Raw genomic sequence first — 21,651 nt, 5'->3', positions numbered from 1 at the left:
ACAATGAACTTGAATCTAACAGGTGCAGAAGGAACTGTAGAAGTTTCTGACGTAACCTTCGCACGTGAATACAACGAAGCGCTAGTTCACCAGGTTGTTACTGCATACCTAGCTGGTGCTCGCCAAGGTTCTCGTGCTCAGAAAACTCGCTCTGAAGTAGCCGGTGGCGGTAAAAAGCCATGGCGTCAAAAGGGTTCTGGCCGCGCTCGTGCTGGTACAATCCGTAGTCCTCTATGGCGTACTGGTGGCGTAACTTTCGCTGCTAAACCTCAAGACCACTCTCAGAAAGTAAACAAGAAGATGTATCGTGCAGCAATGCGCACCATCTGGTCTGAGCTTGCTCGTCAAGGCCGTCTTGTTGTAGTTGAAGAGCTTTCTATCGAAGCTCCAAAAACTAAGCTTTTCAAAGCTAAAATGGCTGAATTGAATGTTGAGAACGCGCTAGTAGTAGCGCAAGAGCTAGACGGTAACCTGTTCCTAGCGGCTCGCAACATTCCGAACGTTGACGTTCGTGATGCAGCGTCTGTTGACCCTGTTAGCTTGATTGCATACGACAAAGTGTTGGTGACAGTTGGTGCTCTGAAACAAGTTGAGGAGGCACTAGCATGATCGGCGAACGCATTTATAAAGTGTTGTTAGGTCCACACATCTCTGAGAAAGCGACTATCGTTGCAGAAGGTAACGGTCAGTACGTATTCCGCGTAGTAAAAGACGCGACGAAACCAGAGATTAAACAAGCAATCGAAGCGTTGTTTGAAGTCAAAGTTGAATCTGTTCGTACGTTGAACCAAAAAGGTAAAACAAAGCGCACAGTTCGTGGTCTAGGCAAGCGTAGCGACGTTAAAAAAGCGTACGTACGTTTGGCAGAAGGCCAAGAAATTGATTTCTTGGGCGCTGAATAAGGGGAGATAGGTCAATGGCTGTTGTAAAAAGTAAGCCAACGTCTGCAGGCCGTCGTCACGTTGTTAAAGTTGTTAACACTGACTTGCATAAAGGTGCGCCATACGCTCCTTTGCTAGACAAAAAAAGCAAGTCTGGTGGTCGTAACAACAACGGTCGCATCACTACGCGTCACGTAGGTGGTGGTCATAAGCAGCATTACCGTATCGTAGATTTCCGTCGTAACAAAGACGGTATCCCAGCGGTAGTTGAACGTTTGGAATATGATCCAAACCGTTCTGCACACATTGCATTAGTAAAATATGCTGATGGTGAGCGTCGTTACATTATCGCTTCCAAAGGTATGGAAGCTGGTTCTGTTGTTTCCAACGGTGCGAGTGCCCCTATCAAAACAGGTAACACTTTGCCTTTGCAAAACATCCCTGTAGGTAGTGTGGTTCACTGTATCGAGCTTAAGCCAGGTAAAGGTGCGCAAATCGCACGTTCTGCTGGTGCTTCTGCTCAGCTTGTTGCTCGTGAAGGTCGTTACGTAACTCTTCGCCTACGTTCTGGCGAAATGCGTAAAGTTCTTACTGAGTGTCGTGCAACTCTAGGTGAAGTATCTAACTCTGAACACACTCTACGTGTTCTAGGTAAAGCTGGTGCTAAGCGCTGGCGCGGTGTTCGTCCTACAGTTCGCGGTGCGGCAATGAACCCGGTTGACCACCCACACGGTGGTGGTGAAGGTCGTAGCTCAGGTGGTCGTCACCCAGTTACTCCTTGGGGTGTTCCTACGAAAGGTCATAAGACTCGTAAGAACAAGCGTACTGATAAACTTATTGTACGTCGTCGTACTAAGTAATAAGAGGAAACGACTGTGCCACGTTCACTAAAAAAAGGTCCTTTTATCGACCTTCATTTGTTGAAAAAGGTAGAGGCTGCGGTAGAAAAGAATGACCGTCGTCCAATTAAAACTTGGTCGCGCCGTTCTACAATCTTCCCTGAATTCGTAGGGTTGACTATCGCTGTCCATAATGGTCGCCAACACGTCCCAGTTCTAGTATCTGAGGATATGGTCGGTCATAAATTGGGTGAGTTCGCTCCGACCCGTACCTACAAGGGTCACGCTGCGGACAAGAAAGCCAAACGGTAATTAAGGGGTATTAATCATGAGTGAAGTAAGCGCTTCATTGAAGGGTGCTCGCCTCTCAGCGCAGAAGGCCCGTTTGGTAGCAGATCAAATCCGCGGCAAATCTGTAAGCGAAGCACTGAACATTTTGGCGTTCAGTCCTAAAAAGGCGGCAGCAATTGTCAAGAAAGTACTAGAGTCTGCTGTAGCGAACGCTGAGCATAACGAAGGTGCTGATATCGATGACTTGCGTGTATCTACGATCTACGTTGACGAGGCTATGACTCTAAAACGTATCAAAGCTCGAGCTAAAGGCCGTGCGGATCGTATTTTCAAACGCGGTTGCCATATTACAGTTAAAGTCGCTGACTAATTAGGAGATACCCAATGGGTCAGAAGGTTCATCCAACTGGAATTCGCCTAGGGATAGTTAAAGACCATACTTCTACTTGGTATGCGAACAACCAAAACTACTCTAAGCAACTATTAAACGATCTTCAGGTACGTAAATACCTAGAAGACAAACTTGTTCAGGCTTCTGTTTCTCGCATCGAGATCCAGCGTCCTGCACAAACAGCTCGTATTACTATCCACACTGCTCGTCCAGGCATCGTGATTGGTAAGAAAGGCGAAGATGTTGAGAAACTACGTAACGCTGTATCAGCAATGATGGGTGTTCCAGTTCACATCAACATCGAAGAAATTCGTAAACCAGAACTAGATGCTAAATTGGTTGCGCAAAACATTGCGGGTCAACTTGAGCGTCGTGTTATGTTCCGTCGTGCCATGAAGCGTGCAGTACAAAACGCTATGCGTGCCGGCGCGAAAGGTATCAAGGTTCAGGTAAGTGGTCGTCTGGGCGGTGCAGAAATCGCACGTGCAGAATGGTACCGTGAAGGTCGTGTGCCTCTACACACTCTACGCGCTGACATCGACTACGCTACTTATGAAGCTCTAACAACTTACGGCATCATCGGTGTTAAAGTTTGGATCTTCAAAGGCGAAATCTTGGGCGGTATTGAACAAGTGCGTGCTGATAAAGGCGCACAGAAGAAGAAGTCTAAGTAGGGGGTAGTCAATGTTACAGCCGAAACGTACTAAGTTCCGTAAGATGCAAAAAGGCCGTAACCGCGGTCTAGCACTTCGCGGTAACCAAGTTAGCTTTGGTGAATTCGGATTGAAATCGACTGAACGTGGTCGAATCACCGCTCGTCAAATTGAAGCGGCGCGTCGTGCAATGACTCGTCACATCAAGCGTGGTGGTAAAATTTGGATCCGTGTATTCCCAGATAAACCAATTACTCAGAAGCCTCTAGAAGTGCGTCAGGGTAAAGGTAAAGGTAGCGTAGAATACTGGGTGGCTCAAATCCAACCAGGTAAGATGCTTTATGAAGTTGAGGGCGTATCTGAATCTCTAGCTCGCGAAGCTTTCGCGCTAGCAGCAGCTAAGCTTCCTCTAGCTACAACTTTCGTAACGCGTACGGTGATGTAGATGAAAGCAAAAGAATTGCAAGAAAAGTCTGTAGCAGAGCTACAGCAGACGTTGATCGAACTACTACGTGAGCAATTTACTCTGCGTATGCAGAAAGCCACTGGTCAGTTGGCTCAAACGCATTTGCTCTCGCAAGTTCGCCGCAATATCGCACGTGTTAAAACCGTGCTAAATGATAAGGCAGGTAACTAAGATGGCAAGTGTAGAAAGTCAAGCTCGTACAGCTACTGGTAAAGTAGTTAGCGATAAGATGGATAAATCCATCGTGGTACTAGTTGAGCGTACTGAACGTCACCCTCTATACGGTAAGTTCGTTCGTCGTTCATCTAAACTACACGCTCATGATGAAAACAACGAGTGTCAAGTTGGTGATACAGTTAAGGTTGTTGAAACACGTCCTTACTCTAAAACTAAAACTTGGAAACTGGTTCAGGTTGTTGAGAAAGCAGCTGCTGTATAAGCAGCTCCTTCCTTCATGAGACTTGTTATCTAATTTGATTGGAGAGCAGAAATGATTCAAACAGAATCGATGCTTGATGTAGCAGATAACAGCGGCGCAAAGCGCGTTCAGTGTATTAAAGTACTGGGTGGCTCACATCGTCGTTATGCTACAATTGGTGACGTTATTAAAGTCACAGTTAAAGAAGCGATCCCACGTGGTCGTGTTAAGAAAGGCCAAGTTATGAACGCTGTTGTCGTTCGAACTAAGAAAGGTGTGCGTCGTCCTGATGGCTCAGTGATCCGTTTTGATGTAAACTCAGCGGTTCTATTGAACGCATCTGGCGCGCCGATTGGTACACGTATCTTTGGCCCTGTGACACGTGAGTTGCGTACAGAGCAATTCATGAAAATTGTTTCTCTTGCACCAGAAGTGCTGTAAGAGTTAGGGGACCGAATATGCGTAAAATCAAACGTGACGATGAAGTCGTAGTAATTGCTGGTAAAGACAAAGGCAAACGCGGCAAAGTTGTTAAAGTAGTAGACGAGAACCGCGTAATTGTTTCTGGCATCAATATGGTCAAGAAACATGAGAAGCCAAACCCAATGAAGGGTACGACTGGCGGTATCGTTGAAAAAGAAGCACCTATCCAGGTTTCAAACGTAGCCATTTTTAACAATGCTACTGGTAAAGCGGATCGCGTCGGCTTTAAAGTGAATGAAGACGGTACTAAAGTACGTGTTTTCAAATCTAACAGTGAAGCGATCGACGCCTAAGAGCGAGAATTTATAGCCATGGCGAGACTTAAGCAAGTTTATAAAGATCAAGTTGTAGCAAAACTGACTGAACAGTTCGGCTACGCAAATGTAATGGAAGTGCCAAAAATCACTAAAATTACGTTGAACATGGGTGTTGGTGAAGCTATCGCAGACAAGAAACTTCTTGAAAATGCGGTAAATGATCTTACAGCACTTAGCGGCCAAAAAGTTGTAGTAACGAAAGCACGCAAATCTGTTGCAGGCTTCAAAATCCGTGACGGTTACCCGATCGGTTGTAAAGTTACTCTACGTGGCGACCGTATGTGGGACTTCTTCGACCGTTTGGTTGACGTAGCTATCCCACGTATCCGTGACTTCCGTGGTTTGAACCCGAAGTCATTTGACGGACGCGGTAACTACAGCATGGGTGTTAAAGAGCAGATCATCTTCCCAGAAATCGATTACGATAAAGTTGATCGTGTACGTGGTCTTGATATCACAATCACAACAACTGCTCGTACCGACGAAGAAGGTCGTGCTTTGCTAGCCGCCTTTAGTTTCCCATTCAAGAAATAAGAGGTAGGAATCATGGCTAAAGTATCAATGATTCAACGCGAAGCTAAGCGCACAAAATTAGTAGCTAAGTACGCTGAAAAGCGTGCTGCTCTAAAAGCGATCATTAACGACGTTAATGCATCGGACGATGAAAAGTGGGAAGCAACGCTTAAACTGCAAGCGCTTCCACGCGATTCATCTTCTTCACGCCAGCGTAACCGTTGTCAGGTTACTGGTCGTCCACACGGCGTATTCCGTCGCTTCGGCTTGTCTCGTATCAAGCTACGTGAAGCAGCGATGCGCGGTGACGTACCAGGCTTGAAGAAAGCTAGTTGGTAAGCAAGTAGAGCACTATCATAATACATTGCAGTGAGGGGGTGTCCAAATACTGGACATTCCGCTCGCTGCTGTGTACTATGCGCGAGCTCTATTTGCTGCACAATGGTTTTTTCTATTAGGAGCTCTTAAATGAGTATGCAAGATACACTTGCGGATATGTTTACACGTATCCGTAACGCACAGTTGGCTGCAAAAACAACTGTGTCTATGCCTTCATCAAAAATGAAGGTATCTGTTGCTAACGTTCTTCGCGAAGAAGGTTATGTAAGCAGTGTAAACGTTGAAGAAGGCACTAAGCCTACTCTTACTATCGAACTTAAATACTTCGAAGGTAAGCCAGTTATCGAAGAGATCAAACGTGTCTCTCGTCCAAGTTTGCGTCAATACAAAGCATCAGCAGACCTACCAAAAGTAGAAGCAGGCCTAGGCGTTGCAATCGTATCTACTTCTAAAGGTGTTATGACTGATCGTGCAGCTCGTGCTGCTGGTATTGGTGGCGAAGTAATCTGCACGGTATTCTAGGAGTTAGTATGTCTCGAGTTGCGAAAAGCCCTGTGACGCTTCCTAGTGGTGTAGAAGTTACTCTAAACGGCCAATCTATCGCTATCAAAGGCGGTAAAGGTGCTCTAGAGTTTAACGTCCACGCAAGCGTTGAAGTTAAGCAAGAAGAAAATGTTCTTACTTTTGCTGCACGTGATGGTGCAAAACAAAGCCGTGCACTAGCTGGTACTACTCGTGCCCTAGTAAACAACATGGTTACTGGTGTTAGCCAAGGCTTTGAAAAACGTCTACTACTACAAGGTGTAGGTTACCGTGCTGCTGTTAAAGGTAACGTATTGAACCTAGCTCTAGGTTTCTCTCACCCAGTAGATTACGAGTTGCCAGAAGGCATTACTGCTGAGTGTGCATCTCAAACTGAAATCGTTCTTCGCGGTATCGACAAGCAAGCGCTAGGTCAAGCGGCTGCTGAAGTTCGCGGCTTCCGTCCACCAGAGCCATACAAAGGCAAGGGTGTTCGCTATGCTGACGAAGTTGTTCGCCGTAAAGAAGCTAAGAAAAAGTAGTAGGTAAGCATTAATGAACACTAAGAAACAATCTCGAATTCGTCGTGCTCGCCGCACGCGTTTGCATATTCGTGACCTAGGTGCGAACCGTCTTACTGTAAATCGCACGCCACGTCACATGTATGCGCAAGTTATTTCGCCATGTGGTAGCAAGGTGCTAGCAAGCGCTTCTACTCTAGATGCGAGCCTACGTTCTTCTGCGACTGGTAACAAAGATGCAGCGGCTAAAGTGGGTGCACTTATTGCTGAACGTGCTAAAGAAGCGGGCATCACTGCTGTTGCTTTCGATCGTTCTGGCTTCAAATACCACGGTCGCGTTCAAGCGCTAGCTGATGCTGCGCGTGAAGCTGGTCTAGAGTTCTAAGGGGTAGCAAATGGCAGTTAACGAACAACAAACTAGCGATCTACAAGAGAAGCTAGTACAAGTAAACCGCGTTGCTAAAGTAGTTAAGGGTGGTCGTATCTTCTCTTTCACTGCTTTGACAGTAGTTGGTGATGGTAACGGTAAAGTGGGCTTCGGTCGTGGTAAAGCACGTGAAGTTCCTCAAGCTATCCAAAAAGCAATGGAGCAAGCTCGCCGCAACATGGTAAGCGTAGCTCTTGATGGCGACACACTACAATACCCAGTTAAAGCGGTTCACGGTGCATCTAAAGTGTACATGCAACCAGCTTCTCAAGGTACTGGTGTAATCGCGGGTGGTGCAATGCGTGCGGTTCTAGAAATCGCTGGCGTTCACAACGTACTAGCTAAATGCTACGGTTCAACTAACCCTGTAAACGTTGTTCGCGCAACGATCAAAGGTTTGGCTGACATGCGTGCACCTGAGCAAATCGCTGCAAAACGCGGTAAGTCTGTCGATCAAATTTTGGGGTAATGTGAAATGGCTAACAAAACCATCTCAGTACAACTGACTCGTAGCCCAATCGGTCGTCTTCCAAAGCACCGTGAAACAGTTAAAGGCTTGGGTCTTAAAAAGATCGGTCAAGTTCGTGAGCTAGAAGATACTCCTTCAGTTCGTGGCATGATCAATAAAGTTTATTACATGGTTAAAGTGGTAGGAGAGTAACATGTTCCTAAATACTATTCGCCCTGGCGAAGGTAGCAAGCATGCTCCTAAACGTGTAGGCCGCGGTATTGGTAGCGGTTTGGGCAAAACTGGCGGTCGTGGCCATAAAGGTCTTAAGTCTCGTTCAGGTGGCTCAGTTAAACCAGGTTTTGAAGGTGGTCAGATGCCTATCCAGCGTCGTCTACCAAAATTTGGTTTCACTTCACGTCAGGCTCAGTATGTAGCTGAAGTTCGTCTAAACGAACTAGCCGCAGTGAATGCAGAAGTTGTAGATTTGGCTGCTCTTAAAGCTGCCGACATCCTAGGTGACAAAATTAAGACAGCGAAAGTTATCCTTTCTGGTTCTATCGAGAAAGCTGTAACTGTACGTGGCCTTAAAGTTACTAAAGGTGCTCGTGCTGCGATCGAAGCAGCTGGCGGAAAGATCGAGGAATAGATGACAAAGCGTGGCTCACTACCAGCAGGTATGCAAAGCGGACTTGGCGAGCTTTGGGCTCGAATCCGTTTTGTTTTCCTAGCAATTATTGTATATCGAATCGGTGCACACATCCCGGTACCTGGCATTAACCCAGATCGTTTGTCTGCACTGTTTGACCAGAACGAAGGCACAATCCTGAGTTTATTTAACGTATTCTCAGGCGGCGCATTGGAGCGTATGAGTATTTTTGCTCTAGGTATCCTGCCCTACATTTCTGCCTCGATCATTATGCAGTTATTGACAGTGGTGAGTCCGCAACTAGAGCAGCTTAAGAAAGAAGGTGAAGCGGGACGTCGTAAGATTACCCAATACACTCGTTACGGTACGGTTCTTCTTGCGCTTGTTCAGTCTGCTTCTATGGCAGTCGGCCTAGCTAGTCAAGGTATCTCGTTCAGCTCAGGTTTAGAGTTCTACGCTGTTGCAGTGGTGACTCTAGTGGCTGGTACAGTGTTCTTGATGTGGTTGGGTGAGCAAGTGACTGAGAAAGGCATTGGTAATGGTATTTCGATCCTTATCTTTGCGGGTATCGTGGCAGGTCTTCCTTCTGCTCTAGGTCGTTCATTTGAATCGGCCCGTCAAGGTGATATCAATATCCTTGCACTGCTTTTGATTGGTATTTTGGCAATCGCTACCATCGCGTTCGTAGTCTTTATTGAACGCGGTCAGCGCCGTATTACTGTCAACTATGCCAAGCGTCAGCAGGGCAAAAAGGTGTTTGCCGCACAAAAGAGTCATTTGCCACTAAAGGTGAACATGGCTGGTGTAATTCCGCCAATCTTCGCTTCTAGTATTCTTCTTTTCCCTGCTTCGATCGGCCAATGGTTCGGTCAAGGTGAAGGAATGGAATGGTTGCAAAATATTTCATTGGCTCTAGCTCCTGGGCAACCGCTATATGTGCTGTTGTTTGCGATAGCAATTGTTTTCTTTTGCTTCTTTTATACAGCGCTGGTGTTCAACCCTAAAGATGTGGCAGATAACTTGAAAAAGTCCGGTGCGTTTTTGCCGGGCATTCGTCCAGGCGACCATACAGCTCGATATATCGACGGTGTTATGACTCGTTTGACGCTATTCGGTGCATTGTATATCACGCTAGTGTCATTGATGCCTCAGTTCTTTGTCGTAGCATGGAATGTTCCTTTCTACTTCGGCGGTACTTCGATGTTGATCGTAGTTGTCGTAGTGATGGACTTCATGTCTCAAGTACAAAGTCACTTAATGAGTCATCAATACGAATCATTAATGAAAAAGTCTAATCTGACTGGATATGGTCCAAATGGCCTAATGCGTTAAGCATAGGTTGGAGTTGAACATGAAAGTACGTGCATCTGTAAAGAAAATCTGTCGTAACTGTAAAATCGTTCGTCGTAACGGTTCAGTTCGAGTGATCTGTTCTGAGCCTCGTCACAAACAACGTCAAGGCTAATAGCTAGATTATTCGATGATGGGAGGGTGGTTGATTTTTGTCCGCTATGCTGGCATAATCCTCCACCCTCATGAAAGCAAAGTGATGAAGTAATTCATCCATAACAACGGAGTAAAGTGAATGGCCCGTATAGCCGGTGTCAATATTCCTGACAATAAACATGCGGTCATTTCTCTAACTTACATCTTCGGGATCGGTCGCACTCGCTCAAAAGAAATCTGCCAAGCTGCAGGTATCGAAGAAACCGCTAAAATCGGTTCTCTAAGCGATGAAGTGCTAGACCGTCTACGTGGCGAAGTTGCTAAGTTTACTGTAGAGGGTGACCTCCGCCGTGAAGTCAGCATGTCTATCAAACGTTTGATGGACTTAGGCTGTAACCGTGGTATCCGTCACCGCCGCAGCTTACCAGTTCGTGGTCAACGTACCAAAACGAACGCTCGTACACGAAAAGGCCCTCGTAAGCCAATTCGTAAGTAATTCAACGCGTTTCGCTCTAGTGCATTAAGTCTGCTAGAGCTGAGCATTAGATTTAGGAAAAGTGCAATATGGCTAAGCCAGCAACGCGCAATACCAAGAAAAAAGTCAAAAAGACGGTCGTCGACGGTGTTGCTCACGTACATGCGTCTTTCAACAACACGATCGTGACTATCACTGATCGCCAAGGCAACGCTTTGTCTTGGGCGACTGCGGGTGGTTCAGGTTTCCGTGGTTCTCGTAAAAGTACTCCTTTCGCTGCACAGGTTGCTGCGGAACGTGCAGGTGCTGTTGCGCAAGAATTCGGTCTTAAGAACGTTGACGTAATGATCAAGGGCCCTGGTCCTGGTCGTGAATCCGCAGTTCGTGCATTAAATGCACTAGGTCTGCGCATCAATAACATCACAGACGTGACGCCAATTCCGCACAACGGTTGCCGTCCGCCTAAGAAACGTCGCGTTTAAGAGGAGACAGACACATGGCTCGTTATTTAGGTCCTACTTGTAAACTGTCTCGTCGTGAAGGCACAGACTTACAACTTAAAAGTGGCTCACGCGCTTTAGAATCAAAATGTAAAGCAGAAACAGTTCCTGGTGTGCACGGTGCACGTCGTGGTCGTCTTTCTGATTACGGTCTACAGCTACGTGAAAAACAAAAAGTTCGTCGTATCTACGGCATTCTTGAAAAACAATTCCGCAACTACTACAAAGAAGCTGCTCGCATCAAAGGTGCAACTGGTGAAAACCTTCTGCAACTTCTTGAGTCACGCCTAGACAACGTAGTTTACCGTGCAGGCTTCGGCTCTACACGTGCGGAAGCTCGCCAGCTAGTTGGCCACAAGGCTATCCTAGTAAACGGCGAAGCGGTTAACATCGCATCTTTCCAGGTTAAAGCTGGTGATGTTGTGTCTATCCGTGAAAAAGCTAAGAAGCAGTTGCGTGTACAAAACGCACTAGAGCTATCTAAAAATCGTGCGCCGATCCACTGGATCGAAGTTGATTCAACTAAATTGGAAGCAACTTACAAAGCTGCTCCAGAGCGTGCCGATTTATCAGCTGAAATTAATGAGAACCTAATCGTCGAGCTTTACTCTAAGTAATAGCTAGATGGTTAGGATTAAGAAATAGGTGGATCTATGCAGCGTTCAGTGAGCGAATTGTTAACCCCACGCAACATCGAAGTACAAGAGCTAGGCCAATCACGTGCCAAAGTGACGCTACAGCCACTAGAACGTGGTTTTGGTCACACTTTGGGCAACGCGTTGCGTCGTATCCTTTTGTCTTCTATGCCTGGTTGTGCAATTGTCGAAGTAGAAATCGACGGTGTATTGCATGAATACAGTGCGATTGAAGGGGTAAAAGAAGACGTTATTGAAATTCTTCTTAACCTAAAAGGAGTTGCGATCGCTCTACACGGGCAAGATGAAGCAACTCTAACACTAAGTAAGAAAGGTCCTGGTGTCGTAACAGCTGGTGATATCCAACTTGTTTCTGATGCTGAGATTTCTAACCCAGATCATGTTATCTGTCACCTTGATGATACTGCTGAACTAAACATGCAGATCAAGGTAGCACGTGGTCGTGGTTATGAGCCTGCTGACGCTCGTGTTGCTAGCGACGATGAGACTCGTCCAATCGGTCGCTTGCAGCTGGATGCCTCTTTCAGTCCTGTTCGCCGTGTTGCGTACAGCGTAGAGAATGCTCGTGTAGAGCAGCGTACTGACCTAGACAAACTTGTCATTGACATCGAGTCTAACGGTACTATCGACGCTGAAGAAGCAATTCGTCGTGCGGCGACTATTCTACAACAACAGATCGCGGTATTTGTCGCCCTAGAAAGCGAAAGCGAAACAGTTGTAGAAGAAGAAGAGGATGAGATTGATCCGATTTTGCTACGCCCGGTTGATGATCTTGAGCTAACCGTTCGCAGTGCTAACTGTCTGAAAGCAGAAAACATCTACTACATCGGTGATTTGATTCAGCGTACAGAGGTTGAGCTACTTAAAACGCCTAACCTAGGTAAGAAATCATTAACTGAAATTAAAGATGTTTTAGCACAGCGCGGTCTGTCTTTGGGAATGCGTCTAGAAAACTGGCCACCAGCTAGTTTGAAAGACGATAGCAAAGTTCTAGCTCGCTAGATCATTGTTCCCTGACCACCGTAGTTTGGTAAGGAATATATAATGCGTCATCGTAAGAGTGGACGTCACTTAAACCGTACTAGCTCTCATCGCAAAGCGATGTTCAAAAACATGGCTGCTTCTCTATTCGAGCACGAAGTTATTAAGACTACGTTGCCGAAAGCCAAAGAACTTCGTCGCGTTGCTGAGCCTTTGATCACATTGGCGAAAGAAGATTCGGTTGCGAATCGTCGCCTAGCCTTTGCACGTACTCGTAGCAAAGATGCAGTAGGTAAATTGTTCTCTGAGCTTGGTCCTCGTTACCAAGGTCGTCCTGGTGGTTACGTTCGCATCCTAAAATGCGGCTTCCGCGCAGGTGACAATGCACCTATGGCTTACGTTGAACTGGTTGATCGTCCAGTTGCGGAAGCTGCAGACGCTGAGTAATACAGCATTTGCTTAAAAAAAGCCGAGCCATAAGCTCGGCTTTTTTGCATCTGTCGTTTGCTTTGTACATTTAGCGCTAAGAACCACAGATATTAAAAAAGGAGCCATTGGCTCCTTTTTTAATGCAGGACTAACATCACAGATCAAAGCATTGGCTTTAAGAAGCGTGCCGTATGAGAAGTCTCATGTTCAGCGACTTTTTCCGGTGTACCTTCGGCAATGATGTAACCACCCCCGCTGCCCCCTTCTGGCCCCAGATCGACAATCCAATCGGCAGTCTTAATCACGTCCAAGTTATGTTCAATGACTACGATAGTGTTGCCGTGATCGCGTAGGCGATGCAGTACCGATAGCAATAACTCGATATCGGCAAAGTGCAGGCCTGTAGTAGGCTCGTCTAGGATATATAGGGTTTTACCGGTATCACGTTTCGATAATTCTTTCGCCAGTTTCACACGTTGCGCTTCACCACCAGACAGAGTCGTTGCGGCTTGCCCTAAACGAATGTAGCCAAGCCCCACATCAATCAATGTTTGTAGTTTGCGAGCAATCGAAGGTACTGGATCAAAGAATTCACGGGCTTCTTCGATCGTCATTTCCAAACATTCGTGAATGTTTTTGCCTTTGTAAGTGATTTCTAGCGTCTCACGGTTGTAGCGATGACCTTTACACACATCACAAGGGACATACACATCTGGCAAGAAGTGCATCTCGACCTTGATAACGCCATCACCTTGACAGGCTTCACAGCGTCCACCTTTGACGTTAAACGAGAAGCGGCCCGGTTTATAACCACGAGAGCGTGCTTCTTGTGTCGCGGCAAACAGCTCACGCATTGGTGTGAAAATTCCAGTATAAGTCGCTGGGTTAGAGCGTGGCGTACGACCGATTGGGCTTTGGTCGATATCAACACATTTATCGAAATGCTCTAAACCTTCAATTTTCTCATGTGGGGCTGCGGTCAATGTGGTCGCACCGTTTAATGCCGTCGCCGCCAATGGGAACAGAGTGCCATTGATTAAGGTTGATTTACCTGAACCTGATACGCCGGTAACGCAAGTCATTACACCCACTGGAATTTTTAAGGTGACATCATTTAGGTTGTTACCCTTCGCCCCATGCAGCGTTAGCTGCTTACCTTGTGTGGCTTGGTGACGCAGTGCTGGTACTTCAATCTTACGTTTACCCGTTAAGTATTGGCCAGTGATAGAGGCTTCACAATCCATAATGTCTTGCGGTGTGCCTGAGGCAATCACTTGTCCACCGTGTACGCCGGCACCAGGGCCGATATCAATGAGGTGGTCTGCCACACGAATCGCATCTTCATCGTGTTCCACCACAATCACGGTATTGCCCAGATCACGTAAACGCGTCAGGGTACTGATTAAGCGTTCGTTATCACGCTGGTGCAGTCCGATCGACGGCTCATCCAGAATGTACATAACGCCCACAAGCCCTGCGCCAATTTGGCTGGCAAGACGAATCCGCTGTGCTTCACCACCCGACAGTGAATCCGCTTTACGATCCAGTGTCAGATAATCCAAACCAACGTTTACTAAGAAGCTTAAGCGGTCGCGAATCTCTTTTAAGATCTTCTCCGCGATTTCACCTTTTGCACCTGCAAGCTTAAGGTCTTCAAAGTATTGCAAACACTCCGCGATGGGCTTTTTAACAATATCGGGTAGCGTTTCACTGGCAATGAATACATTTCGTGCGGCTTTGTTTAAACGTGTACCATGACAGGATGAACAAGGCTTGGTGCTGATGTACTGGGATAGATCGTCTCGGACACTGTCTGATTCAGTTTCATGGTAGCGACGGTTAAGATTCGGCAGTACGCCTTCAAAGGCGTGGGAGCGGATCATCTTATCGCCACGTTCATTGATATAAACGAAGTCGATCTTGTCTTTGCCAGAACCATTTAGAATGATGTCTTGGTATTCCAGCGGAATGTCTTTGAATTTTGAATCAATATCAAAGCCATAGAAGTTGGCTAAGGCATGCAATTGTTGGAAGTAGAAAATACTACGACGTCCCCAACCACGGATTGCGCCTTCGCCTAGGGTCAGATTCTCATCTTGAATCACACGATCAGCATCAAAGGCTTGCTGTGTGCCCAAACCGTCACAGGTCTGACAGGCACCATTCGGGTTATTGAAGGAGAATAGACGAGGCTCCAGTTCAGTAATGGCGTAGCCACACACAGGACAGGCAAATTTACTGGAGAACACCAGCTCATCGCTTTCATCGTCCATGTTGATGACTTTGGCAATGCCATCCGACAAGGATAAACAAGTCTCAAACGATTCCGCCAAACGCAATTGCAGGTCTGAGCGGACTTTGAAACGGTCAATCACCACTTCAATCGTATGCTTTTTGTTTTTCTCCAGTGCCGGTGCATCGTCTAGGTCGACGACAATGCCATTGATGCGGGCACGGACAAAGCCTTTTGACAGCAGCTCGCTGATGGTGTGCAAATGCTCGCCTTTGCGATCTTTAATAATCGGCGCCAGCATCATCATTTTGCTTTCTTCTGGTAGCGATAGCACCTTATCGACCATTTGGCTGATGGTCTGTGCTTCCAACGGCTCGCCATGATCTGGACAGCGTGGTTGGCCAGCACGGGCAAACAACAAACGCAGGTAGTCGTACACTTCGGTAATGGTACCGACGGTCGAACGCGGGTTATGTGACGTCGACTTTTGCTCAATGGAAATCGCTGGAGACAAGCCTTCGATATGATCGATATCGGGCTTTTCCATCATGGACAAGAACTGGCGTGCGTAAGTCGAGAGGGACTCGACGTAACGACGTTGGCCTTCGGCGTACAAGGTATCAAATGCCAGCGATGATTTGCCTGACCCTGATAGTCCGGTAATCACCACCAGCTTGTCGCGAGGAATGTCCAAATCGATGTTTTTAAGATTGTGGGTCCGCGCTCCGCGAAGGGTAATAGTGTCCATGAGTCTCCAAAATGTAATGCAACCAAGGAAAATGTCATTCAAAATAGAATAACTGTCTATTTTTACAGTAGTTAAAATAGAGCTTCAACGGGAATTTTAGTAAAATCTGCGATCTTTCAACAATCACCTCTAAATACGCAAGTAGTAGCAACTATGGATGTCATTGAACGCCGCTCAGTTTTAGCCCTCGCGATGGTATATCTGTTTCGCATGTTGGGCTTGTTTCTGATTATGCCTGTTATCAGTGTCGCTGCTGATGGCCTTGATGGAGCGGACGCCGCTTTAATTGGCGCAGCGATTGGTATCTATGGTTTTACCCAAGCCTCATTGCAAATACCCATGGGCATGATGTCCGATAAAGTCGGCCGCAAGCGGGTGATTATTTTTGGTTTAGTACTGTTTGCCTTAGGCAGTGTGATTTGTGCCAATGCCGATAGCATTATGACCTTAATCTTTGGTCGGGCGATCCAAGGCGCTGGCGCGATTGCCAGTACCTTGATGGCGTTACTGAGCGATGTAACCAAAGAACAGAACCGTACCAAAGCCATGGCTAGCGTCGGTATCAGCATCGGTGCTTCGTTTATGTTGTCACTGATCCTTGGCCCAATACTATATCAATGGCTGGGTTTGTCGGGCTTGTTCTATCTGTCGTTTAGCTTCTCTATTGTAGGCATGGCGTTGATTATTTGGGCCGTACCAAATCAGACACAACATACTTTCCGCCGTGACACCACACCTAGTCTAACGGCGTTAAGCGGTGTGCTAAAAGACGCCCGCTTACGCTTTTTGAACATCAGTGTGCTGCTATTACACGCAAGTTTAACGGCATTGTTTGTTGCGATTCCGAGTCTTTTGATTCATCGTTACGGGTTATCCTTGGGTAAGCACAGTATCTTGTACCTGTTAGTGATGGGGGGCGCGTTTGTTTTGATGCTGCCACTGATCATTGCCGCAGAAGGTAAGGGCAAGATGAAGCAGGTGCTGACCTTAGTGATTGCCGTCATTGGTGCGACGACGATCTTAATGGAATGGTCGTCGCAGCTATGGTTATTTGCGCTGGCTGTGTGTTTGTTCTTTGTGGCATTCAACACATTAGAAGCGACATTACCATCGGTGATCAGTAAACTGGCTCCGGTAGGCTACCGTGGTACCGCCATGGGCGTGTTTTCCACACACCAGTTTATGGGCGCCTTTATCGGTGGTGCCGGCGGTGGTTGGTTACTGCAACATACATCCGTGACCGTGCTATTTACGGTGATCGGTTGTGTTTGGTTAGCATGGGCACTGGTCAGTGCAATGCAACCCGCACCACAGCAAGTGTCTAGTATGGCATTTAGTGTTGCCGCGCACAGTGCGCAGGAAGTGCAACAGCTGACTCAGCAACTTTTGAAAATCCAAGGAGTGGAAGATGTACAGATTTTTACCGATGAGCAAACCGCTTATCTGAAAGTAAACAAGAAACAACTCGACAAAGAGGCGCTGCAGCGTATCGCGCCGCAGGTCAAGTAAACGCTTTATTGAACTTATTGGAGTAACGTCATGGCACGTGGAATCAACAAAGTCATCATCATTGGTAACGCTGGTAGCGACGCAGAAGTACGCTACATGCCATCTGGCGCAGCGGTTGCTAACGTGAGCCTGGCAACAACTGAAAGCTGGCGTGATCGTCAAACCGGTCAAATGCAAGAACGTACTGAATGGCACCGAGTCGCCTTTATGGACCGTGGTAACTACCGTCTAGGTCAAATCGCTGGCGACTTTATCAAGAAAGGTTCAAAAGTTTACGTAGAAGGTTCGCTACGTACGCGCGAATGGGAAAAAGATGGCATTAAGCGTTACACAACGGAAATCGTTGCCAACGAAATGCAACTGCTAGACGGTCGTGCGGATGGCCCACAAGGCGGTGACTTCGGTGGTCAACAAGCACCACAGCAAGGTGGTTACGGAGCTCAAGGTGGCTACGGTAATGCACCACAGCAAGGCGGTTACGGTGCGGCTCCGGCTGAACCACAAGGTTACGGCCAAGCGCCACAGCAAGGTGGTGGTTTCGGTCAACAACCAGCGCAACCACAATCATTTGGTAGCTGGGGCAACCAGCCGCAGCAAGCGCCAGCACAGCCTAAAGCACCAGAGCCAGCTAAGCCACAACAGCCTGCACCAAGCTTTGATGACTTTGATGATGATATTCCGTTCTAAGTTGTTGTTTTGTAAGCTGTAATTTCGTTTGAAAACCTTGTGTATTGCGCTAATCTGATAGGCATACAGCAAGGTTTGATCTACCCCTACAGCTTGATTAGGCTCCTTCGGGAGCCTTTTCTGTGTTTATGTGTCCTAGACTGTAGGGGACAGAGTTTGAGGTAACGTATGCAAGAGGATGATGATTTCTCTTTGTTCGCAGAAGAAGTGCAGGGCATTCGACCACTGAAGAAGACCGAGGTCTACCTTGGTAAAAAACAGGGTGGGGTGGACTTTGCTGAGCGCCAAAAGGCAGCGCTGCTGGCCAAGGTAGAAGACCGTAACCACTTGTCGAAGGACTATGTGGAGCGTGTTGATCCAGATGACATGCTGGAATACAAAAAAGACGGTGTGCAAGACGGTGTCTTTAAACGCCTGCGTCAGGGCAAGTACGGGATTGAGTCACGTCTCGATTTACACCGTCGTACGGTTGAACAGGCACGCCTAGAGGTATTTCAGTTCGTCGAAGACTGTATGCGTCACGATATCCGTGTGGGCATCATTGTTCATGGCAAAGGCGACCGTACGCCAGATCCATTAGATCAAGCGACGATCAAAAGCTTTATTAACAAATGGCTACGTGACTTGGACGATGTGATGGCGTTTCATAGTGCGCAACGACACCATGGTGGTTTAGGCGCTGTGTACGTGTTATTTCGTAAGAGTGAAAAAGCGCGTTTGGAAAATTGGGAACGACACCAAAAACGTTAAGCCAGTGGCGGCGACTATCTGTGCCGATAAAACCACATTCTTGATATAATTCACACGCTTTATTGCTTGAGATTAGGGCGATAACGCCCAATGATTCTAGTAATAGAAAACGATTTTAACAGGGGTAATTTATGACCATGAAGAACGCACATCACCCAGCGTTTACCGCCATTCGCAGTGAATTTATTGAAGCGCTGAATGTGACGGTACAGGAGTATGAGCACAAGGTAACGGGCGCCAAACATTTTCATATTGCTTCTGACAACGACGAAAACGTATTTTTGGTGGGGTTGAAAACCGTACCAACGGATTCAACAGGCGTAGCGCACATTCTCGAACACACGGTACTTTGTGGCTCTGAGCGTTTCCCAGTGCGCGACCCCTTCTTTATGATGATTCGCCGTTCATTGAACACCTTTATGAACGCTTTTACTTCATCGGATTGGACCGCCTACCCATTTGCCAGCAAGAACAAAAAAGACTTCCGCAATCTTTTGGATGTTTACCTAGATGCGGTGTTCTTCTCGCGCTTAGATCCGTTAGACTTTTCCCAAGAAGGTCACCGTTTAGAGTTTGCTGAGCCAACCAATCCCGAGTCAGAACTGACCTTTAAGGGTGTGGTTTTTAACGAGATGAAAGGTGCCATGAGCTCGCCAACTTCTGTTCTATGGCAAGCACTGACCAAATACCTTTGCCCAAGCAATACTTACCACTTTAACTCAGGCGGTGAGCCAACCGATATTCCAGATTTGTCCTACGACGATTTGATGGCCTTCTACCGTAAGCATTACCACCCGTCGAATGCGGTATTCATGACCTTTGGTGATATTCCAGCAGACGAGCTGCAAGCAGAATTTGAAAGCAAGGTACTGAGCCGTTTCGAGCGTCTAGACGATCAAGTGAGCGTACCAAACGCCAAGCGTTACTTCTCACCGGTGCGCGTCGAAGAAGGTTACGCAACTGACGAAGCCAAAGAAGATGGCAGTCATGTTGTGGTGGGCTGGTTGTTGGGTGAAAGCATCGATCTAGCGCAACAGTTTGAAGCGCAACTGCTATCCAGTGTGCTACTTGATAACTCCGCATCGCCATTGCGTCGCGTGTTAGAAAACTCTGAGCTAGGCGCTTCACCGTCGCCCATGTGTGGCTTGGAAGACAGCAACAAAGAAATGAGTTTTATGTGTGGCCTTGAAGGTGTGAAGCGTGAAAACGCCGCGCAGGTGGAGGCGCTGGTACTGAAAACACTAGAAGAGATTGCCGAAAATGGCGTTGACCAAGAGATGGTGGAAGCTCAGCTGCATCAACTTGAGTTAAGCCAGCGTGAAATTGGTGGTGACAGCTACCCATACGGTTTGCAATTGATTCTTTCTGCGCTGTCAACGGCGGTTCACCAAGGTGATGTGATCGCTCAGCTGGATCTTGATCCTGTGATCGAGAGCATGCGTGAAAAAGTACTGCACAAAGACTACATCCCAACACTGGTGCGTGACTTGCTGCTATCCAATGCTCACCGTGTGACGCTGACGCTGAGCCCAGACGAAGCCTTAGAAGCGCGCCGTAACCAAGCAGAGAAAGATCGCTTAAGCAAAATCAAAGCAGGTCTAAGTGAGGAACAAAAACAGCATATTGTCGAGCGTAGTCAAGCGTTGAAAGCACGCCAAGAGCAAATCGATGATATGAGCATCTTGCCGAAAGTTGGCTTAGACGATGTGCCTGCTCGTTTGCCTGAATACGAAAATGAAAACGTGACGCAAAGCCTGCCGATTACCTTCTACCCGCAAGGTACTAACGGCCTAGTGTACCAGCAGCTGGTGACAGAACTTCCAGCTTTGACGGAACAAGAAACCCAGCATTTACCGCTGTACTGCTACTTGGTGACGGAATTAGGGGTAGGTGAGCAGGATTACCTAGCGATCCAGTCACGCCAAGCGCAAGTCTGTGGTGGTTTAGGGGCATCGTCTTCGATTCGTCCAGTGCTGATTGATAAGCAGCGTGTGAATGGTTACTTTGTCTTAAGCTCTAAAGCGCTGGTGCCAAATGCTCAAGCGATGACTGAATTGATGGCGCAGACCTTTAATAATGTGCGTTTTGATGAAACGGGTCGTATCAAAGAGTTGATCGCCCAGCGCCGTGCTCGCCGTGAACGCTCGATCACTGGTCAAGGTCACTCTTTAGCGATGAGTGCCGCATCCAGTGGTATGTCGGGTTTGTCTGCGCAACAAGAAGCGTGGGGCGGCATGAGTGGCATCCGTGAGGTGATTGCGCTGGATGATGCACTAAAAGCTGATGCAAATGCTATGACGGCGCTATGTGCAACGTTAGAATCTATTCACGCTAAGCTTGCTGGCGCGGCAAAACAAGTGTTGTTGGTCGCTGAGCCACATCATAAAGACGCGCTACTTGAGGCGATTACGCCAGCTTGGAAAAGTGTAGCGAACCATGAGCAGGTATCACACTTCTCATTGCCTGCGATCGATAAGAACGTCAAACAAGCTTGGGTAACGGCGACGCAAGTGAGCTTCTGTGCCAAGGCTTATAAGTCGGTTTCTGGCGAACACTCAGATGTGCCAGTACTCACCGTGTTAGGTGGCTTCCTACGTAATGGCTTCTTACACCGAGCGATTCGTGAACAAGGTGGCGCCTACGGTGGTGGAGCAACCTTCGATGCCAGCTGTGGCGCGTTCCGTTTCTACTCGTACCGTGACCCACGTTTACTAGAAACACTGGCGGATTTCGATGCGTCGATTGAATGGTTGTTGTCAACCGAGCATGCTTACGATGCCTTAGAAGAAGCGATTCTAGGTGTGATTGGTTCGATGGATAAACCAAGTTCACCGGCTGGGGAAGCGCAGAGTGACTTCTTCCAGCAATTGCATAACCGTACCCAAGCCTACCGCGAAGCGTTCCGAGCGGGTGTACTGGCGGTAACAGTCGACGATTTAAAACGCGTCGCTAAGCTTTACTTAACAAAAGAGAATGAAAGTACAGCCGTGGTCACAGCAACTTCTAACAAAGCCATGTTAGAAGAAGCGGGCTTCGAGATTTGTACTCTATAACCATAACGATAATTTCAACCTGAATG

31 protein-coding genes are annotated in these 21,651 nt (G+C 47.3%); 30 read left to right on the top strand and 1 reads right to left on the bottom strand.

The window, feature by feature from the left end; translation table 11 throughout:
• Positions 1-3: 3 nt before the first annotated feature.
• The 26 genes from rplD to rplQ all read left to right on the top strand — a co-directional run bounded on the left by rplD (position 4) and on the right by rplQ (position 12,663).
• Positions 4-609 (top strand): 50S ribosomal protein L4, encoded by a 606-nt coding sequence (rplD, locus tag ACOSVP_RS12785; RefSeq protein ID WP_487347883.1) that lies wholly within the window; start codon positions 4-6, stop codon positions 607-609.
• Entirely contained in the window at positions 606-902 is a 297-nt protein-coding gene (gene rplW / locus ACOSVP_RS12780) for a 50S ribosomal protein L23 (RefSeq protein ID WP_055462804.1), read from the top strand. Before rplD ends, rplW begins: the two co-directional genes overlap by 4 nt.
• A 14-nt stretch (positions 903-916) precedes the next feature.
• On the top strand, positions 917-1,741 hold the full coding sequence (gene rplB, locus ACOSVP_RS12775) for a 50S ribosomal protein L2 (protein ID WP_487347882.1): 825 nt from the start codon (positions 917-919) through the stop codon (positions 1,739-1,741).
• Between the two features lie 15 nt (positions 1,742-1,756).
• Positions 1,757-2,032: a 30S ribosomal protein S19 gene (gene rpsS, locus ACOSVP_RS12770; protein WP_055462806.1), complete on the top strand. Its 276-nt coding sequence runs from the start codon at positions 1,757-1,759 to the stop codon at positions 2,030-2,032.
• Positions 2,033-2,048: 16 nt separating this feature from the next.
• Positions 2,049-2,381, top strand: coding sequence for a 50S ribosomal protein L22 (gene rplV / locus ACOSVP_RS12765; RefSeq protein ID WP_487347881.1), 333 nt, complete (start codon positions 2,049-2,051; stop codon positions 2,379-2,381).
• Positions 2,382-2,395: 14 nt separating this feature from the next.
• Complete coding sequence (gene rpsC, locus ACOSVP_RS12760) at positions 2,396-3,076, top strand: 30S ribosomal protein S3 (protein ID WP_487347880.1); 681 nt, start codon at positions 2,396-2,398, stop codon at positions 3,074-3,076.
• A 10-nt stretch (positions 3,077-3,086) separates the two neighbouring features.
• Complete coding sequence (gene rplP / locus ACOSVP_RS12755) at positions 3,087-3,500, top strand: 50S ribosomal protein L16 (RefSeq protein WP_055462809.1); 414 nt, start codon at positions 3,087-3,089, stop codon at positions 3,498-3,500.
• A complete protein-coding gene (rpmC, locus tag ACOSVP_RS12750) occupies positions 3,501-3,692 on the top strand; it encodes a 50S ribosomal protein L29 (protein ID WP_055462810.1) in 192 nt (63 codons plus the stop codon).
• A gap of 1 nt (position 3,693) precedes the next feature.
• A complete protein-coding gene (gene rpsQ / locus ACOSVP_RS12745) occupies positions 3,694-3,960 on the top strand; it encodes a 30S ribosomal protein S17 (RefSeq protein ID WP_487347879.1) in 267 nt (88 codons plus the stop codon).
• Positions 3,961-4,011: 51 nt separating this feature from the next.
• The gene (rplN, locus tag ACOSVP_RS12740; RefSeq protein ID WP_055462812.1) at positions 4,012-4,380 is read left to right on the top strand and encodes a 50S ribosomal protein L14; all 369 of its coding nucleotides are present in this window, start codon (positions 4,012-4,014) and stop codon (positions 4,378-4,380) included.
• Between the two features lie 17 nt (positions 4,381-4,397).
• A complete protein-coding gene (rplX, locus tag ACOSVP_RS12735; RefSeq protein ID WP_133565196.1) occupies positions 4,398-4,715 on the top strand; it encodes a 50S ribosomal protein L24 in 318 nt (105 codons plus the stop codon).
• Between the two features lie 18 nt (positions 4,716-4,733).
• A complete protein-coding gene (rplE, locus tag ACOSVP_RS12730; protein ID WP_487347878.1) occupies positions 4,734-5,273 on the top strand; it encodes a 50S ribosomal protein L5 in 540 nt (179 codons plus the stop codon).
• Positions 5,274-5,285: 12 nt separating this feature from the next.
• Positions 5,286-5,591: a 30S ribosomal protein S14 gene (rpsN, locus tag ACOSVP_RS12725; protein WP_055462815.1), complete on the top strand. Its 306-nt coding sequence runs from the start codon at positions 5,286-5,288 to the stop codon at positions 5,589-5,591.
• A gap of 129 nt (positions 5,592-5,720) precedes the next feature.
• Positions 5,721-6,113: a 30S ribosomal protein S8 gene (rpsH, locus tag ACOSVP_RS12720; RefSeq protein ID WP_487347877.1), complete on the top strand. Its 393-nt coding sequence runs from the start codon at positions 5,721-5,723 to the stop codon at positions 6,111-6,113.
• A gap of 8 nt (positions 6,114-6,121) precedes the next feature.
• Complete coding sequence (gene rplF / locus ACOSVP_RS12715) at positions 6,122-6,655, top strand: 50S ribosomal protein L6 (protein WP_487347876.1); 534 nt, start codon at positions 6,122-6,124, stop codon at positions 6,653-6,655.
• Positions 6,656-6,668: 13 nt separating this feature from the next.
• Positions 6,669-7,019: a 50S ribosomal protein L18 gene (gene rplR / locus ACOSVP_RS12710; protein WP_055462818.1), complete on the top strand. Its 351-nt coding sequence runs from the start codon at positions 6,669-6,671 to the stop codon at positions 7,017-7,019.
• Positions 7,020-7,029: 10 nt separating this feature from the next.
• Positions 7,030-7,530: a 30S ribosomal protein S5 gene (rpsE, locus tag ACOSVP_RS12705; protein ID WP_055462819.1), complete on the top strand. Its 501-nt coding sequence runs from the start codon at positions 7,030-7,032 to the stop codon at positions 7,528-7,530.
• 6 nt (positions 7,531-7,536) lie between these two features.
• Positions 7,537-7,722: a 50S ribosomal protein L30 gene (rpmD, locus tag ACOSVP_RS12700; protein WP_055462820.1), complete on the top strand. Its 186-nt coding sequence runs from the start codon at positions 7,537-7,539 to the stop codon at positions 7,720-7,722.
• A 1-nt stretch (position 7,723) separates the two neighbouring features.
• On the top strand, positions 7,724-8,158 hold the full coding sequence (gene rplO, locus ACOSVP_RS12695) for a 50S ribosomal protein L15 (protein ID WP_055462821.1): 435 nt from the start codon (positions 7,724-7,726) through the stop codon (positions 8,156-8,158).
• Positions 8,159-9,490, top strand: coding sequence for a preprotein translocase subunit SecY (gene secY / locus ACOSVP_RS12690; RefSeq protein ID WP_487347875.1), 1,332 nt, complete (start codon positions 8,159-8,161; stop codon positions 9,488-9,490).
• A gap of 19 nt (positions 9,491-9,509) precedes the next feature.
• Complete coding sequence (gene rpmJ / locus ACOSVP_RS12685; protein WP_055462823.1) at positions 9,510-9,623, top strand: 50S ribosomal protein L36; 114 nt, start codon at positions 9,510-9,512, stop codon at positions 9,621-9,623.
• Positions 9,624-9,743: 120 nt separating this feature from the next.
• A complete protein-coding gene (gene rpsM / locus ACOSVP_RS12680; RefSeq protein WP_055462824.1) occupies positions 9,744-10,100 on the top strand; it encodes a 30S ribosomal protein S13 in 357 nt (118 codons plus the stop codon).
• A gap of 68 nt (positions 10,101-10,168) precedes the next feature.
• Entirely contained in the window at positions 10,169-10,561 is a 393-nt protein-coding gene (rpsK, locus tag ACOSVP_RS12675; protein ID WP_009836290.1) for a 30S ribosomal protein S11, read from the top strand.
• 14 nt (positions 10,562-10,575) lie between these two features.
• Positions 10,576-11,196 carry a 30S ribosomal protein S4 gene (gene rpsD / locus ACOSVP_RS12670; protein WP_487347874.1) on the top strand — a complete coding sequence of 207 codons (621 nt, stop codon included), beginning with the start codon at positions 10,576-10,578 and terminating at the stop codon, positions 11,194-11,196.
• A gap of 36 nt (positions 11,197-11,232) precedes the next feature.
• Positions 11,233-12,237 (top strand): DNA-directed RNA polymerase subunit alpha, encoded by a 1,005-nt coding sequence (locus tag ACOSVP_RS12665; protein WP_055462826.1) that lies wholly within the window; start codon positions 11,233-11,235, stop codon positions 12,235-12,237.
• 42 nt (positions 12,238-12,279) lie between these two features.
• The gene (rplQ, locus tag ACOSVP_RS12660; protein WP_055462827.1) at positions 12,280-12,663 is read left to right on the top strand and encodes a 50S ribosomal protein L17; all 384 of its coding nucleotides are present in this window, start codon (positions 12,280-12,282) and stop codon (positions 12,661-12,663) included.
• Between the two features lie 143 nt (positions 12,664-12,806).
• Here the strand turns inward: rplQ and uvrA are convergent, their stop codons facing one another.
• Positions 12,807-15,626 carry an excinuclease ABC subunit UvrA gene (uvrA, locus tag ACOSVP_RS12655; protein ID WP_487347873.1) on the bottom strand — a complete coding sequence of 940 codons (2,820 nt, stop codon included), beginning with the start codon at positions 15,624-15,626 and terminating at the stop codon, positions 12,807-12,809.
• 153 nt (positions 15,627-15,779) lie between these two features.
• On the opposite strand from uvrA, the gene ACOSVP_RS12650 reads away from it, so the two are divergent.
• From ACOSVP_RS12650 to ACOSVP_RS12635, 4 genes are all read left to right on the top strand, one after another.
• On the top strand, positions 15,780-17,135 hold the full coding sequence (locus ACOSVP_RS12650; protein ID WP_487347872.1) for an MFS transporter: 1,356 nt from the start codon (positions 15,780-15,782) through the stop codon (positions 17,133-17,135).
• Between the two features lie 30 nt (positions 17,136-17,165).
• Positions 17,166-17,822, top strand: a complete 657-nt coding sequence (gene ssb, locus ACOSVP_RS12645; protein WP_487347871.1) for a single-stranded DNA-binding protein — start codon at positions 17,166-17,168, stop codon at positions 17,820-17,822.
• Positions 17,823-17,990: 168 nt separating this feature from the next.
• Entirely contained in the window at positions 17,991-18,572 is a 582-nt protein-coding gene (gene smrA, locus ACOSVP_RS12640) for a DNA endonuclease SmrA (protein ID WP_487347870.1), read from the top strand.
• Positions 18,573-18,703: 131 nt separating this feature from the next.
• Positions 18,704-21,625 carry an insulinase family protein gene (locus tag ACOSVP_RS12635; RefSeq protein WP_487347869.1) on the top strand — a complete coding sequence of 974 codons (2,922 nt, stop codon included), beginning with the start codon at positions 18,704-18,706 and terminating at the stop codon, positions 21,623-21,625.
• Positions 21,626-21,651: the final 26 nt, after the last annotated feature.

It is taken from the genome of Marinomonas sp. HM11-D (assembly GCF_057626615.1).
Note: the sequence above shows the minus strand (reverse complement) of the source record. Positions and strands in the feature narration are given on the sequence as shown.